13 protein-coding genes are annotated in these 14,431 nt (G+C 35.0%); 4 read left to right on the plus strand and 9 right to left on the minus strand.

The features are described from left to right. The first annotated feature begins 88 nt into the window (after nt 1-88). Nucleotides 89-721, plus strand: a complete 633-nt coding sequence (locus M2372_RS00285) for an HAD family hydrolase (RefSeq protein ID WP_185018744.1) — start codon at nt 89-91, stop codon at nt 719-721. Between the two features lie 138 nt (nt 722-859). Here M2372_RS00285 and M2372_RS00290 read toward each other — a convergent pair whose 3' ends face one another. From M2372_RS00290 to M2372_RS00325, 8 genes are all read right to left on the minus strand, one after another. Further along, the gene (locus tag M2372_RS00290) at nt 860-1,147 is read right to left on the minus strand and encodes a hypothetical protein (protein WP_123318861.1); all 288 of its coding nucleotides are present in this window, start codon (nt 1,145-1,147) and stop codon (nt 860-862) included. Nucleotides 1,148-1,289: 142 nt separating this feature from the next. Then, on the minus strand, nt 1,290-2,156 hold the full coding sequence (locus tag M2372_RS00295; protein WP_148060739.1) for a hypothetical protein: 867 nt from the start codon (nt 2,154-2,156) through the stop codon (nt 1,290-1,292). Between the two features lie 3 nt (nt 2,157-2,159). Beyond that, a complete protein-coding gene (locus tag M2372_RS00300) occupies nt 2,160-4,631 on the minus strand; it encodes a L,D-transpeptidase family protein (RefSeq protein WP_123318859.1) in 2,472 nt (823 codons plus the stop codon). 21 nt (nt 4,632-4,652) lie between these two features. Further along, nucleotides 4,653-5,156 carry a DUF4280 domain-containing protein gene (locus M2372_RS00305; protein ID WP_123318858.1) on the minus strand — a complete coding sequence of 168 codons (504 nt, stop codon included), beginning with the start codon at nt 5,154-5,156 and terminating at the stop codon, nt 4,653-4,655. Nucleotides 5,157-5,193: 37 nt separating this feature from the next. Further along, nucleotides 5,194-6,321 (minus strand): hypothetical protein, encoded by a 1,128-nt coding sequence (locus M2372_RS00310; RefSeq protein ID WP_123318857.1) that lies wholly within the window; start codon nt 6,319-6,321, stop codon nt 5,194-5,196. A 383-nt stretch (nt 6,322-6,704) separates the two neighbouring features. Then, nucleotides 6,705-8,276: a M20/M25/M40 family metallo-hydrolase gene (locus M2372_RS00315; RefSeq protein ID WP_123318856.1), complete on the minus strand. Its 1,572-nt coding sequence runs from the start codon at nt 8,274-8,276 to the stop codon at nt 6,705-6,707. Between the two features lie 294 nt (nt 8,277-8,570). After that, complete coding sequence (locus tag M2372_RS00320) at nt 8,571-9,719, minus strand: carboxypeptidase-like regulatory domain-containing protein (RefSeq protein ID WP_123318855.1); 1,149 nt, start codon at nt 9,717-9,719, stop codon at nt 8,571-8,573. 348 nt (nt 9,720-10,067) lie between these two features. Further along, a complete protein-coding gene (locus M2372_RS00325) occupies nt 10,068-10,244 on the minus strand; it encodes a histone H1 (protein ID WP_034684091.1) in 177 nt (58 codons plus the stop codon). A 751-nt stretch (nt 10,245-10,995) separates the two neighbouring features. Here M2372_RS00325 and M2372_RS00330 point away from each other — a divergent pair. After that, a complete protein-coding gene (locus M2372_RS00330) occupies nt 10,996-11,235 on the plus strand; it encodes a hypothetical protein (protein ID WP_123318854.1) in 240 nt (79 codons plus the stop codon). 129 nt (nt 11,236-11,364) lie between these two features. Here the strand turns inward: M2372_RS00330 and M2372_RS00335 are convergent, their stop codons facing one another. Beyond that, nucleotides 11,365-12,774, minus strand: coding sequence for a PLP-dependent aminotransferase family protein (locus M2372_RS00335; protein WP_123318853.1), 1,410 nt, complete (start codon nt 12,772-12,774; stop codon nt 11,365-11,367). 116 nt (nt 12,775-12,890) lie between these two features. Here M2372_RS00335 and M2372_RS00340 point away from each other — a divergent pair, with 116 nt between their 5' ends. Both M2372_RS00340 and M2372_RS00345 read left to right on the plus strand, forming a co-directional pair. Beyond that, nucleotides 12,891-13,406: a hypothetical protein gene (locus M2372_RS00340; RefSeq protein WP_123318852.1), complete on the plus strand. Its 516-nt coding sequence runs from the start codon at nt 12,891-12,893 to the stop codon at nt 13,404-13,406. A 90-nt stretch (nt 13,407-13,496) separates the two neighbouring features. Beyond that, a complete protein-coding gene (locus tag M2372_RS00345) occupies nt 13,497-14,408 on the plus strand; it encodes an AraC family transcriptional regulator (protein WP_123318851.1) in 912 nt (303 codons plus the stop codon). Nucleotides 14,409-14,431 lie beyond the last annotated feature (23 nt).

Here is a 14,431-nt window from a genome sequence, read left to right on the forward strand (position 1 = left end):
AAAAATCAAAGATTTTTACTTAACTGACCTTAATGGTTAAATAATTGCTTGTTAAAAGTCTTTATTCATCAATTAAACAAGAAACATTTTGAGTTATAAAAATTTAATTTTCGATCTGGACGGAACTTTATGGGATTCCAGAGCAACGATTATCAAAATATGGAATGATGTTTTAGGCAAGCATCAACTTATCCAGCAAGAGCTGAAGCCTGACGATATGAATCAATATATGGGTTTACTCGCCCACGATATTCTGAAGGATATGCTTCCGGGAATTTCGGATCTGGAGATTCAGGAACTTCTTTCTGAAGTGGTAGCTCAGGAAAACAAGGTATTGCGTATACAAGGCGGTATTCTTTATCCTGGTGTGGAAGATACACTGAAAAGCCTGGCCAATACCCACAATCTTTTTATTGTAAGCAACTGCCAGGACGGATATATTGAGTCTTTTTTAGAATATTACCAGTTCAATAATCTCTTTGTAGACTTTGAATCTCATGGACGCACTCAAAAAACGAAGTCAGAAAACATAAAGCTTCTCATGGAGAGAAACAGTTTATCTGTTGATGATTCTGTATATGTTGGGGATACCCAAACTGACTATGATTCTGCTGCTTCCAACGAGTTGCCTTTTATCTTCTGCGAATATGGATTTGGAAAGCTTTCTAAACAGCATGAAGCCCAAATTTCAGTATTTTCTGATTTAAAAAATTATATTTAATTAAAATCCGTCCCGCAAAACTGTGGGACGGATTTATTTTTTATTTGATCTTTTGTATCGGCATTTCAATAATCCCGTTATGAGGTGGAGAGGTCAAAAAACTTGATATAAAGTATTCATTCTTTCGTTTAACCAATGTTAATAAAGGTGACAGTTCTCATTCCTCCCTTCTATTATTCTTTTTGTAAAAAACTCTATAGAATCTTTATTGGCTGTGGCAAAAATTCCTCCAATGTATTCTTTATAGTTATCATCCTTACTATACCTTTTCCTTTTATTATCTGCTAACCAGCTTTTAAATATACAACTATCAGGTTTTATCAAGCCTTTCCATTGTTTAAATAACTCACCAGAAATAAGTTCATCCTCTCCTTCTAACTCATCACCTAATTTTGTGATATCATTATTTTTCTTCTTGATTATCACTTTGATCTGTCAGGAATGTTGAGTTTTTACGTTCTCCATTTACCGGACTATCCGTTTTTGTACATGAAAACATCTGCACAAGTAATAAAACATACCTCAATCTAATGCTTGATTGAAAGAAACTTTTATTCATTTGTAATATCTATTTATTACTAATTTCACCTGAGTTTAATTGAAGTTTTTCGATCATAGGAAAAACATGTTGTTTAAAATAATTCATTTCCGGCACATTCATCTTTTGCATCAGCTCTTTTCCAAAAAAAGAATTAATATTTACAAAATCTTTATTAATCGTTTCAAAATTGGTATAAAAAGAGGGTCCAAGCTGCACTTTTACTTTTGGCATCCCATCCATCTTTTTCATCAATGGAAAATATACTATTTCTTTCTGTGCCTCAGATTTTAAAAGCAACAGATCTTTTTCACCAGACTTTATATAACCTAAATTCATATCTAAAAAATCCTCATCAATAAAGTACCCTTGAGACATTTTAAGAATATAATTTAACAATGAAGAATCATTATATTTTACACTTTGCTGAATAAAGAAATAAGAATCATTTAAAAACATTTGGATCAAAAGGTTTTCATAGAGTTCGATTCCATTATAAGAAACCGTTTCATTCTTTGAAATCTCAGATAATATATAAAAAGCATTGCTATCCGATAATTCTGCTATTCTTAGCAATAGTAACTGGCAAATGAAAGAAGATTTCAGCTCGTCTTCTTCTGTTTTAATATCAGTCAGATATTCTATGAATGAGCTTCTAAATTTCTTATCCAAAAGATCTTTTATCTTAATATTTTCGATATAATCTTCTTTATATTTAATCTTTTTAAGCAGAATATTATTTTTATCAAACAGGTAGTTATTTTCTAAATGTAAATTATCAATGAGTTTACTTTCCTGCTCCAGTTCTATAGTTTTTTGAGTCATAAGTTCATTATTTTGTTTATTATTCTGGCAACCTGTTATAAGGAGAAGTGTAATCAATAGGAATATTTTCATAATTTATTTTTTAATTATTACTTTTCCAGGTTTTACGCCTGGATCTGTTTTTTTAAATTCAATCCACCAATTATAGAAGTCTTTTGCATCCTTATCGTAAATTCTTATACATCCTTCGGTTCTTTTTAATGTTTTAACAGGATAACCTTCCTGTCTGCCTCCATGTATTCTAATAGAAGATCTTCCACTGTTATCAGCCTCATCTTTACTTCCCTTAATAGGTTCAAAAACTAATCTTGGATTTGGACCATATGTAATTTTATTTGCGGCTGTAGAACTATAAAAAGGAGTACTTTCATTTATTTTATAAGCCCCATATGGAACATCAGCTGAAGTTTCACTTCTATCTTCTCCTTTTATTCCTTCCAGTAAACAATCAACTATTGTAAATACCACCTTACTGTTATCATCGAAAACTTCTATTTTTCCTCTTCTGCAATTATTTCTAATTGGCGTTCGTTCTAAGTGGGTACATTTATTACCAGTATAATGTTCTGTAATGATCACATTCCAAGTTCCTTTTTCAGGCAATAAAGTTGCAACAGCATTACCTTTTTGACAGTCAAAGAATTTTCCTTTATTTAATTTTCCTTTCTCAATATATTTTTGGATTCCTTTTTTAATTTCTGCTTTGGTTACCATTCCATCTCCATTACCATATTTAGGATTAGTATCAAACCCAGAATTTACTCCATAAGCATTTATCCGCTCTTTATAGTTTCTATCACCTTTATTCAAACCTTCTCCATCTCTACTAAATACAACATGTTCATCAGACTTTCCCATTGAAGCTGGAAATAGAATTCTTAAATAAAAATCCACAAATTCATAATCCTTATTTCTTATATTTTCAAAATATTTTTTCACATAATCCAATTGCTTTACTGCAGTCATCTTTGCAAGTGCACTTGTAGTTGTTCCTAAGTCTTTAGCTGTATCAGCCATAAATTGAATTAACCCTGTTGCTGTAGACTTAGGATTTTTAGCAGAAGGGCTAAAACTTTCTCCTGTTTCCCAAGCCATGCAGGCCATGAGATTATTAGCCATTACCATATAATTTTTAGGCCATAAATCCTTACATATTTCAACTACTTTTTTTCTAAAATCACAACTTACTTTACCACTCCAGATTAAATCTTTATATTGTTCCTGACATATACAGTTTATCTTTTTCTCTTCTTTCTTCTCGTTAATCACTACAACAGAATCATTAGCCTCCACCTTCATCGGTTCTGCACCAGCACTTACAGGGATCACCTGAGACGTTACAGAGGTATTCAAATGTTCAACTTCTATAAAATATTCCCGTTCATTGCCTTCTCCCCATTCGTAGCTTTTGGTATACATAGCTTTGGTCAGGATAATACCGTTAATAAAGTTGTTAGTATCATAAGTCAGTGTTATTGGTTTTTCATACATAAGATCATTGCTGTATAGTGAAAAATCTTCTTCCCAGATTCTTACCATTACATTTTTACCTTTCATACTTTGAGTAACGATCTTAATCGATACAGCATCACCTGTTTTAGCATTTTTCAAAGGTTTTCCTGCTGCATCTGTAAATGCTGCACTTATGATTTTCCCTTCAGGATCAGCCTGTTTTTTTGCAGCTGGGGTTTGAGGAAATTTAGGAGTATCTTCTTTAGGTTTTGGCTTACCAGGCTTTACCTCTTTCTTTTCAGGAGCAACCGGAGATTTCCTGTGAGGAGGAGAAGTTTCCTTGGATTTTTGCTTTTCAGGAAGCTCAGGAATATGGGTAGGATTGGCAATATTTACATTGGGACTGGCCTTCAGAATATGTTTGGAAATCATTTCTGCCGTCACATAATACTCATGAGCTTTCCCTTCGTTCTTATCTCCTTCAGCTACCTGAGCATTGGCAATCTGCACAGCCATAGTATAGCTGGGTAACCTGAAAATCACTTTAGCAATACCTTCATGATCCACTTCACCTACAAGAGGTACCGGATTGATTCTGTTCATCATATTAATCACCGGATCATGCCCTTTTCCTATTGCATCATCTTCCCATAAGGTGAAAGATACTTTATGACCGAACATCCCCACACAATAAGCCTTAGCGATTAAAGCATCTGTATAATGAAGCAGTTTTCCTTTTTTTAAACGCTGAGAATTAATGTCCAATAAATCTATACGGAGTATTTTCGGTTCCTCGGCATGCTTTGGTTTTATATACAGTTCACCTTTATCCTTCCCTCTCGTTACTTCAATTTTTAAAGCTTTATATTGTAAACTTTTATGGGTGAATTTATAAGTAATCTGCTCGCCTTCTTTTTTATTTCCATGAGTAGTTCGCCATCCTTTCCGGTCCTGTACATGGATATTCCACTGTATTTTAACAGGTGGAAATGAAAAGGAATTGGAAGATATCAGATTATCAAAAACTGCAAGTGAATAAGCCTCTACGTTTCCAACAACAGGTTTTGTACTTCCGGTAATAGTCAATTTTGCCATATCTGTTAATTTTGAAACATGTTACTCGTAGACCGGATCGGGTTCTTCCAGATCTTCCTTGGATTCTTTTAAATCCATAAACGGATTGATAAAATGATAGCTTTTCGGATCAGCCAACGTTATATTTTGCCGGTTCATGGTTGAGGTTTGTCCATGTTCCTTCACTGTAATGATTCCTCCGGTACTGCACATCAGCTCAGAGATTTCAGAAAGACAGCTTTTCCCCATAATCTTTACTTTTTCATAAGTTTTCTGCCATTTTCCGGCTGGAGCATAAGCGCAGGGTAAATACCCTCCGGAGGTAGGTTTTAATCTGCATTTGCCGAAGCTTGCCCCGGAAGGGTTGAACTCTACATCTTCTTCCGTAACAGCAAGATTATCTTCTGAAGTTTCATGATGATTCCAGTAATGCTTCTGATGGGACATTACCTTAAACTGAGGGAATAAATCTCCCTGATTACAGCAGGCTCTGCCTTTTTGGATGACAAAGTGTTTACCATCGTGTGCTGATAAATTTTCTGACATAATTTTTGTGTTGAGTTGGTTCAATCGTGTTTTTTAATTAACCTGCTAATTTTTCCAGTTCAAAAGTCATAGACTTCTCATAACCGGCAATCTGAATATCAAATTCTGCTTTTATCTTCTGAACAGAAAAATCTTCAGCATTCAAAGTATATATTGCTGAATGATTGGCCGTCAATGATTGTAAATGAGGCTTTGTTTCTTCCTCATATTCAAGGTCTGTATTATACAATTCTTCAATGGTACGATAATCTACAGATTTGCCAGTCTGTAAAATTTCTATGAAACGGGAATCTCTTTCCGGTAAAGTATGATTCAGTAATTCCATTTTAACCGGAGAAGCCGGAGCCAGCCATGAAAAGTCATCTGTATATGGAACTGCTGTTCCCTTTATGTTATAGTCGGCCTGATAAAAAAGGCTGAACAGAAACTGTATTGGCAGTATCTTTTTCAGACTGTTATAAATAATCTGAGGAGTAGCCATTTTAGCTTTCATATGATCAATATGTGAAGATGCATAGAATCCCTGATGATAGTTTTTTAATGATTCAATTTCACTCATCATTTCCGGGATCTCTTTATGGGTTTCTGCTGCTATCAGTTCTCCGGAACGGTCTACAATCAATGTTATGGGATAAATGATTTTTACAAATGCGGAAGCCAGGTTACTGATCTTCTCTCCCGGCTCTTCTCCGTCTTTTTCAAAATCACTCATTGAAAAATGAATATAATGTCCTTTTTCTTCTTTTATATGATTAAAATGTAATGAATAGGCATATTCACTTTTCTGAACCCTATCATCACTTTCGGTTTGCTTTACTCTATAATCTCCAAGTACAGATCTTCGGTTAAAAGGAATTTTTCCTTTGGGGAACTGTTTATACCAGCCTTTTCCACGCTCCCTGATCAAAGAATTTATGGTCAGGATCTCTCTTTCATCAGGAATACAGAGCTTATGCAAAAATCTCAACGCTCCGTTTTCAGGAATAATATCAAGAAAACTGCACCGTTTATTGTGATATTCACGGAGGTATTCGTGGTTTTCAAGCATCAGGTCCCTTGCGATACTTTCCAAGGTTTCTCCAGACTTTACAAGATAAAAATTCTGTTTTTCTATAGGATCAATTCTGTGAGCAGGATCTTTCCCGATCAAAATATTTTTTTTCATAATGTGTGTTTTTTAATTCTAAAAGCTTTTTAAAATTAAAGATCCCCACTTTATCTCTTTTTGCATTTACGTGTGTTTTTATTGCATATTATATTAAAAACATGTACAAAAAAATTAAAATTTATGCAAAATAAAAGCTGTTCCATTTCTGAAACAGCTCCGTTTATTAGGTATTCGTACAACCTTGTTTTTCAAGCACTTAATATTTAATCTGCATTTTTGCATGCAACAATCATACATGAAGATTATTTATGCTAAAATAGCCATTACTAAAAAGCAAACACAAAGGCATTATTTCAACAATAAGTGAAGTAAAAAAAATAAAAAAAGGTCGCCTTTTCAGGCAACCTTTTTACTGAAGAGCTATTTTTTAAAAGACCCTTTTATTTATAATCTTTAGAACTTCTTTTAGGCTCTTTTGCTTCCGGCCATTGTACCGTAATTCCTTTCTCGTCTTTAGGCATTACTCTTTTCTCCCTATTGGTAAATTCAGGATCTTCAGAAGCCATATAAGCCAAAGCTGCCGTTAAGATCACGTTATTCTTCACCTCATCAAAAACAATCTTGTCATAAGTATCTTTTGTAGTATGCCAGGTGTATCCGAAATATCCCCAATTCAGAGAACCTAATGAGAATCCGGGTACTCCTGCTGCCACAAATGAAGCATGATCTGATCCGCCACCGCCAGGCATTCCAGGGAAATCTGTCTTTATGTGACTTCTTACCGCTTTTGGAACACCATCAAGCCATTTTCCAATATAATCATAAGCTTTTACGAACCCCTGACCACTGATATTGACAACACGTCCGGTACCGTTATCCTGGTTGAATGCTGCCTGTGTTCCTTTAATAATCTGAGGATTATCTGCCACAAAGCCTCTTGAACCGTTCAATCCCTGTTCTTCACTTCCCCAAAGACCAATCACAATAGTTCTTTTGTTATTAGGATAGTATTTTTTAAGGATTCTCATGGTTTCAAGCATTGTAAGTGTTCCCGTACCATTGTCTGTAGCTCCCTGTGCTCCGTCCCATGAATCAAGGTGAGCAGAAAGGATCACATACTCATCCGGCTTTTCTTTTCCTTTAATCATACCGATCGTATTAAAGCTTTTTGCCTCCGGAAGTACCTTCGACTGGGCATCGATTTTAATTTTAGGCTGAGCTCCTTTTTCTGCCATTCTGTAAAGCATTCCGTAATCTTCCACATCAATGTCTACCATAGGAATTTTGGATGTCTTAGCTCCAAAGATTCTGTTTGCCCCCATAATTCCGGTCCAGTTTGAAATAGCAATTCCAGCTGCTCCTGCATTTTCTAAAGCTTCAGGAAGTGTATTATTATCATAGCCGATATTTTTTACATAAGCTGCAAAATCCTTGGTTGCCTGCTCTTTTTCTGCCTTAAGTTTTTCATAAAGTTCCGGAGTAGCAAATTCCTTAATCTGCTCATCAGAACGTCCGATTTTCTGATACTGGGCCATCAGCACAATTTTCCCTTTTACGGAAGGAAGCCATTTATCGAATTCTGCTTTGGTTGATACTTTTGGAAGAACTACTACTTCTGCTTCCACCGCCTTTTTGGTAGCCGGACTCCATGCCAGCTGAGTGGCAGACAATGATTTTACCCTTGGAAAAACCATATCAACATGAGTGGTTCCTCTCTGCCATCCCTTCCAGGTCCCGAACTGCTGAAGATTGGCCTCAATACCCCATGAACGAAGCTTTTCTGCACTCCATTCATTAGCAGCAAGCATTTCTGGAGTCCCTACAAGACGGGGTCCTATCCCATCCAGAAGCTCATAAGCCATGCCTTCAAGCTGGGAACTGTTGTTTACTTCATCTACAAAACTCTTTACGATTGGATTAAGGTTTTCTTTTGGGTCTACCTTTACCTGGGCCCATGAAAATTGGGCAGCCAACACTACAGCCGGTACTGCAAAAAATCTATTTATCCTCATAATGTATATTGATTGCACTAAAGATAAAAGAAATTGCGGAGATGATGAAGGAATGGGCATAAAAAGTAGGTATAAATACTGTTTGAATAAACCGTAACTCTACAATTTTAAGAATTTCACAGTTGAAAAAGTGACAATATTCTGTATACTCCATTTGGCTTAAAAATTACAGCATGGATTTTTACGAATATAAAATTATTGAGTCTGTAATTATCACAAACAAAACCATATTAACAACTCATTACCAAACAGATATAAATATTTACAGGTAAATAAAAATTCAAATCTAAAGGATTATTTTCCATTCATAAAAATCTGTTCTTCTTCGGAAAGCAGAATGGTATTGTTCTTATTTTCCTTTACAGGAACGTTATCCCAGATGTTTTTACTGAAGTCTACCTTTGGATCAAGACCTTTGTCATCAGATTTCCTAAAGGTATTATAGATCAGTTCTCTGCTGAAGTTTTTCTCATGTTTTACTCCTTTGTAAACTGCAAAGTATTTGTAGCCTTCAAGTTTAGTCAATGCAGGAACATACCCATCATCATTTTTAGAAAAATCAAATACCAGCATTGCATTTCCAAGCTTATAATCGTATTCTTCTCCTCCGGCTGTTTTTCTTTTGACCATAGGGTAATTTTCCTGTATGTAATGGACTTCAAAATACGTAATTACTTTATCTGCCGTGTTATATTTAAACTCCCCTTTCATTTCAATTCCTTCTCCGGATCTGATCTTAAAGATCACCAATTGTTCGTTACCATCTTCAAATACCATGGTCCCCGAATATTTAGCACCCTTACTTTTTATATGAAATAACACCCGGTTAAGTTCAAAATTGAAAAAATAATTCCCCATATATTCATGAGAAAACTCTCTGTTACCTGTAGTAAAAATACTGTCTGATTTGTTATTTTTCAGATATTTCACATTATTCAGCTGCATTTGAAGAATCTGGTCATAATCCATTTTAACCCCGTCTCTGTAACTATAATAATTGCTTTTACTCCAAAGCTTCGCTTCTGCAATGGCTAGAAAATACAGCTTATCATTATCTGTCTTTTTTTCTTTGTAGACCACATTGTAAACAGATGGTTTTCTGTAATATCTCTTTTTATAATTTGTATTGATATCCTCAAAGATCTCCTTAAGATCTACACTGGCCATTTTTACTTCATCAATATTTTTATATGCTCTTTTAAGCTTTACTGAGGAATTATATGCTGGTATTACTGCGCTTTGAAAACCCGAAGCTGAAACTCCGAAGTCAGCTGCATCCTGATCTACCGGAGCAAAACCGTCTTCATTGGTATAAACAATCTGGTTATGGAGAATAATTCTTGCATTGGGAACCGGAGCTCCGGTTTCTGAATCTTCTACTCTTAATTTTTGGCCCGAAAAAAGTCCGAAAACCAGAGCAAATAAGACATAATAATGTTTCATGAAAGTGCTTACTGTTAAGACAATTAAAATACAAATTAAATTTACAGTTTTCACGATAGAGTGTAAAAATTAAAAATCGGAAGAATAAAACTGAAAATTGTTTTTTATATAAAAGAATATCACGCTCAGCAAAACTTGCGCTTCAGCGTTATTTCAACATATATACTTATAAAATTATAAAGTGAGATGGTTTCAATGATCGGGAATATTGATAGAATTATTTATCCATCTGTATAATCATTTCCATTCAATAAACAGTAATGCCTTCAAAATTGAAAATCGCAAAATCCGAAGTCTCAAAAATAAAGGCATAAAAAAACCGGCTACAAAAGCCGGCTAAAGGTTGAATTACTTCTTAGATTCTTCTACAGAAACTTTTCTGAAATCCTTGAACAATTTGCTAAGTTCTAAAGCTGATTTACGAGCTCTTGTACCTGCTGCCTTGTTTCCTTTTTCCGCTTGTTGGTTTGCCTCAGTTGTGAACGCTTCAAATTCTGCGTTGATTTTTTCAATTAGTTCTTTCATTATATTTAAAAATTTAGGCTGCAAATATAGGTTTTATGGTGATTCCAGCCTAGTCGCAGAGAAAAAAGTTTAGCCAAAATGAGTGAAATTTTAACATATTTCTACTCTGAAACCGATTTTTATCGATTTTCACCCTCTCATTTTCATAAAAAACCTGCTGCAATCCCTAGCAAGCCAATTTTTTTCCAGGATTACCTCATTCATTTTCTTTCTCAATTTTTATTTTAATGGCAACAAATTTTGAAAGGCTTACCTGCCACCTATCTTATTTTTTCAAAGCACCTCATGAATTATCTTGTGTTCTGGATTTTATATTAAATTTTAAAAAAATGACTTAATCCATGTTCATAAAATTAATTTTCCTGGCGCTTATACTGCCATTATTTGTTTTTCACAAAACAAGATCGGTTATAAAATTTATTATGATGAAGATCTTGCAAAGAATGGGTTAAAAGTACAGGTAGATTATAAATTGAAAAAAGCATCTGATACTTTATCCTTTTATTATGTTGATGAAAACTGAGGTGAGAATGATCTTTTTAAAAACCTGACAATAGTAATGAAGAAAATCCTGATATTAACTTTGAAATTAAACCTGAAAGCAATACAATAAAGATCCGGAAGAAAGAAGGAACTGAGTTTTCCCTAATCTATCATATCAAACAAGATTTTATAGCCCCCCAGTTACAATATATTCAACCGTCCGAGAATCAATAACACATTCTTTCATGTTTTGGGTAAAAATCTTTTTATGGTTACAAAAGCACCAGATGAGCGGGAATTTGAATTTTCTGTTGAGTGGGTGAATTTTCCGGAAAAGTTCAGACTTCATAATAATTTTGCTTCTCAAATTCAGAAACATATCATAAACGGTGAAGATATTGATCTTACAAAGGAAAAATGGATAGATGGTTTCTATTTCAAGATTACTGGTGGAGTTCCTCAATTGGAAGTTGACAAAAGTAAGAATATCAAGTATCTGATTGAATAAAACGGGGATATAAACCACCCCGTCAAATCTTTGATCTGACACCCTCCAGAGGAAGGGAATTGAAGCCCTTCGATTGTAATATAAGCCTAATAGGCTATTTTGTATTTCTTTATACACTTTCTTTTTCTCTTACATGAACTCACAAGCCTTTGTTCCTGTTTTATCTAATACCTGAAGACTTTCAGGAGTTATTCTTTCTGCAAAGACCACTCTAAAGTGATGATCGTATTTATCTGTAAGGGAAAATGTATTTCCGGGAGTAAATAAAATATTATGCTTTTCGCAATACTGATGAAATCTTTTCATATCCATATTTTCAGGCATTTGTGCCCAAATACTGTATCCTCCTTGAGGTCTATGGAAATAAGATCCTTCCGGAAATGACTTTCTCAGGACTTCAAGCAACTGAATGGCCTGTTGATTGAGTTTCTTCCGGAATGATCGCAAATGCCTTTCATAGCTGTTTTCCTGTAAAAGTTTCAGGATCAATTCCTGATAAAGTGGAGATACTGATCGGCCCAGGGCAAACTTTGCTCTTTCTGCTCTTGCATAAAATTGTCCGGCACATAGCCAACCTAACCTAATCCCAGGAGCCAGGGTCTTGGAGAATGAAGAATACATTATGACCCGCCCTTTTTCATCAAAACTTTTAATACTGGAGGGTCTTTTTTCTTCAAAGTAAAGATCAGAGTACATATCATTTTCGATAATGCATATCTGATGATCTTCTGCAATTTTCAACAGCTCCTTTTTAGTATCATCACTCATCATAATTCCGGTTGGATTATGGAAATTGGGAGTGACGATAAGTGCGCGGACATTATTTTCGCCACATACTTTTCGGAAGTAATCTGTGTCAAAACCACTTCGGTAATGAACAGGAACTTCAATAACCTTCAGTCCAAGATTGGCAATAACTTCCAGAATGGAAAATACACATGGGCTATCCACCGCAACCACATCACCTGCCCTGGTTACAGACGTAAGTGCAATTGTAAGTGCCTGCAAAGCACCATCAGTAATGATAAGCTCATCGGGATTGAATCTGCATCCATATATTCCCATTTGTTTTGCAATCTGTTTTCTCAGTGCTTCAAGTCCGTTGGAAGGATAATACCTCAGCAGAGAAGCTCCTTTTTCCCGGATCACTTCCTGCATAGTTCTTAGAATAAGTTTTTGAGGAATCAGAAGATCACCGGGCACTGCGGTATTGAAAGAACTTGATTCGGAAATCCTTTTGGAAGTCAGCAGCATATTCTTCATAAATACCTCATCCCGAACGACAGGAGGAAGCTTTGTTCTGAATTCAGGAATGTTCTCTTCTCTTTTATCTGCAACAAAATAACCTGAACGCGGACTGCTTTCAACCAACCCTTTGATGATCAGATATTCAAAACCATTTTGCACAGAGCTTGTACTCAGGCTATATTTTGCTTTTATTTCCCGAATAGAGGGTAGTTTATCACCACTCTGTAAAATTCTGTTCCGGATCTGCTCTTCAATTACTGCTGTAAAAGCTTCGTATTTGTATGTTTTCATCGTCTCAGGTCAATCTGTACCGAACAAATTTACAAAATTAGAATCTGTATCGATTGTATTTTAATCATCTGTATCCTTTCTGAATGAATTAATCTCATAATTTTGAAGAAAAAAGAATGGAAATCATTTCAAAATTCACCATAGGTTCAGATGAGGGCGTTAATGATCTTTTTACAGTTGTTAAATCTTATGTAAACACAACTTATAAAGACCTTATTTCAGTGGAAGAGATCAAACACTATATTGAAGACTGGGATCCCAGGAAAATGATCAATGAACTGAACAATCTCTCTAACCAGCTTATTATTACCTATGCCGATCAAAAGCCTGTAGGATATGGTATTTTAAAAAGTGGTTCCCGTTATCCCGGATTTCCGGAAGAGAAAAGGCTTACTGAGCTTTATCTAGTAATTCTTCCTGAATACAGCACTCCTGAGATCCGTGAATCATTATGGAAAAAATGCAGAGCTGCGGCCTCCTTTACTGATATTATCTGGACTAATATCCTTATTCAGGATCCTTTACTGGAATTTTTGAAGGAATCTGGTTTTAGTATTAAAGAAAGTTCCAGGACAGACCCTTTTCAACTCTCTTCTTATATTGTAGAAATGCAGATCACTAAGAATGGGTAGGTTTTAAATCAATACCAATGATAAAAACTATGGAAGGCAAATCTTAAAAGAAAAGATTTGCCTATCTTTGATTTTTATAATTCTGGAAAAATGAGTGATCAACTGGAAACCATAAAAGATTATTACAACCGTACCCGCAGAAACATTCTTGATGTCCCTGAGGCTGATTTTGAGGGTGGTAAATCTCATTTCAACATTATTCCACGGAAATATTGTAGTTTTAAAAGCCCTTACAACCGTCGTGATTATTACAAGATATGCTTTATCATAGGCAAGGGAACGGCTCATTACGCCTCTCATAAACTGTATGTTGACCGCCCTGCCCTATTCTTTCCTTCTCCTAACATTCCTTATACGTGGGAATGTGAAGATGATTTTCAGGAAGGGTTTTCCTGTCTGTTCAATCAGGAATTTTTTAATGTAAATTCAGAATTCAATTTGTTTAAAAAAACTTCACTGTTTAAGGAATGGAGTAAGCCTTTTATATTCCTGAATGAGGAACAGATCCAATTGGTCAGTATGTACTTTGAGCAGATGTACAGACTGAATCATTCTTCTTATCCGTTCCGCTGCAGCGGTATTAAAAGTAATCTGGCTTCTGTTTTACACCTGGCTCTTGAAAACCGGGTTGAAGACGTAAGTCTTAATGAGCTTCCTGCCAATGTGCGTTTATACAGACTATTTGATGAACTTCTTAACAAACAGTTTCCTTTAGACTCTCCGGCCTACCCTTTAGTTTTAAAAACGGCTTCTGATTTTGCAGATCATCTGAATGTGCATGTGAACCATCTGAATTCCTCAGTAAAATCGGTTACGAATCTTACAACCACTCACATCATTAAAGAAAAAATATTTGAGGAATCTAAAAATCTGTTGAAATACACCAACTGGGATATTGCTCAGGTGGGGTATACACTTGGATTTGAACAGCCTTCCCACTTTAATAATTTCTTTAAAAAGCATGCGCAGACTTCACCCCTGAAATTTAAAAACTTATTTTAAATATTTGAATTTTGTAATTTTTA

The sequence above is a fragment of the Chryseobacterium sp. BIGb0232 genome (assembly GCF_024810195.1).
Lineage (GTDB): Bacteria > Bacteroidota > Bacteroidia > Flavobacteriales > Weeksellaceae > Chryseobacterium > Chryseobacterium pennae.

Bases quoted from the DNA above. Each gene is read 5' to 3' on its own strand.
- M2372_RS00295 (WP_148060739.1), bottom strand. From the start codon at position 2,156: ATGAAAATATTCCTATTGATTACACTTCTCCTTATAACAGGTTGCCAG.
- M2372_RS00310 (WP_123318857.1), bottom strand. From the start codon at position 6,321: ATGAAAAAAAATATTTTGATCGGGAAAGATCCTGCTCACAGAATTGAT.
- M2372_RS00300 (WP_123318859.1), bottom strand. From the start codon at position 4,631: ATGGCAAAATTGACTATTACCGGAAGTACAAAACCTGTTGTTGGAAAC.
- M2372_RS00335 (WP_123318853.1), bottom strand. From the start codon at position 12,774: ATGAAAACATACAAATACGAAGCTTTTACAGCAGTAATTGAAGAGCAG.
- M2372_RS00340 (WP_123318852.1), top strand. From the start codon at position 12,891: ATGGAAATCATTTCAAAATTCACCATAGGTTCAGATGAGGGCGTTAAT.
- M2372_RS00330 (WP_123318854.1), top strand. From the start codon at position 10,996: ATGGTTACAAAAGCACCAGATGAGCGGGAATTTGAATTTTCTGTTGAG.
- M2372_RS00315 (WP_123318856.1), bottom strand. From the start codon at position 8,276: ATGAGGATAAATAGATTTTTTGCAGTACCGGCTGTAGTGTTGGCTGCC.
- M2372_RS00320 (WP_123318855.1), bottom strand. From the start codon at position 9,719: ATGAAACATTATTATGTCTTATTTGCTCTGGTTTTCGGACTTTTTTCG.
- M2372_RS00325 (WP_034684091.1), bottom strand. From the start codon at position 10,244: ATGAAAGAACTAATTGAAAAAATCAACGCAGAATTTGAAGCGTTCACA.
- M2372_RS00345 (WP_123318851.1), top strand. From the start codon at position 13,497: ATGAGTGATCAACTGGAAACCATAAAAGATTATTACAACCGTACCCGC.
- M2372_RS00305 (WP_123318858.1), bottom strand. From the start codon at position 5,156: ATGTCAGAAAATTTATCAGCACACGATGGTAAACACTTTGTCATCCAA.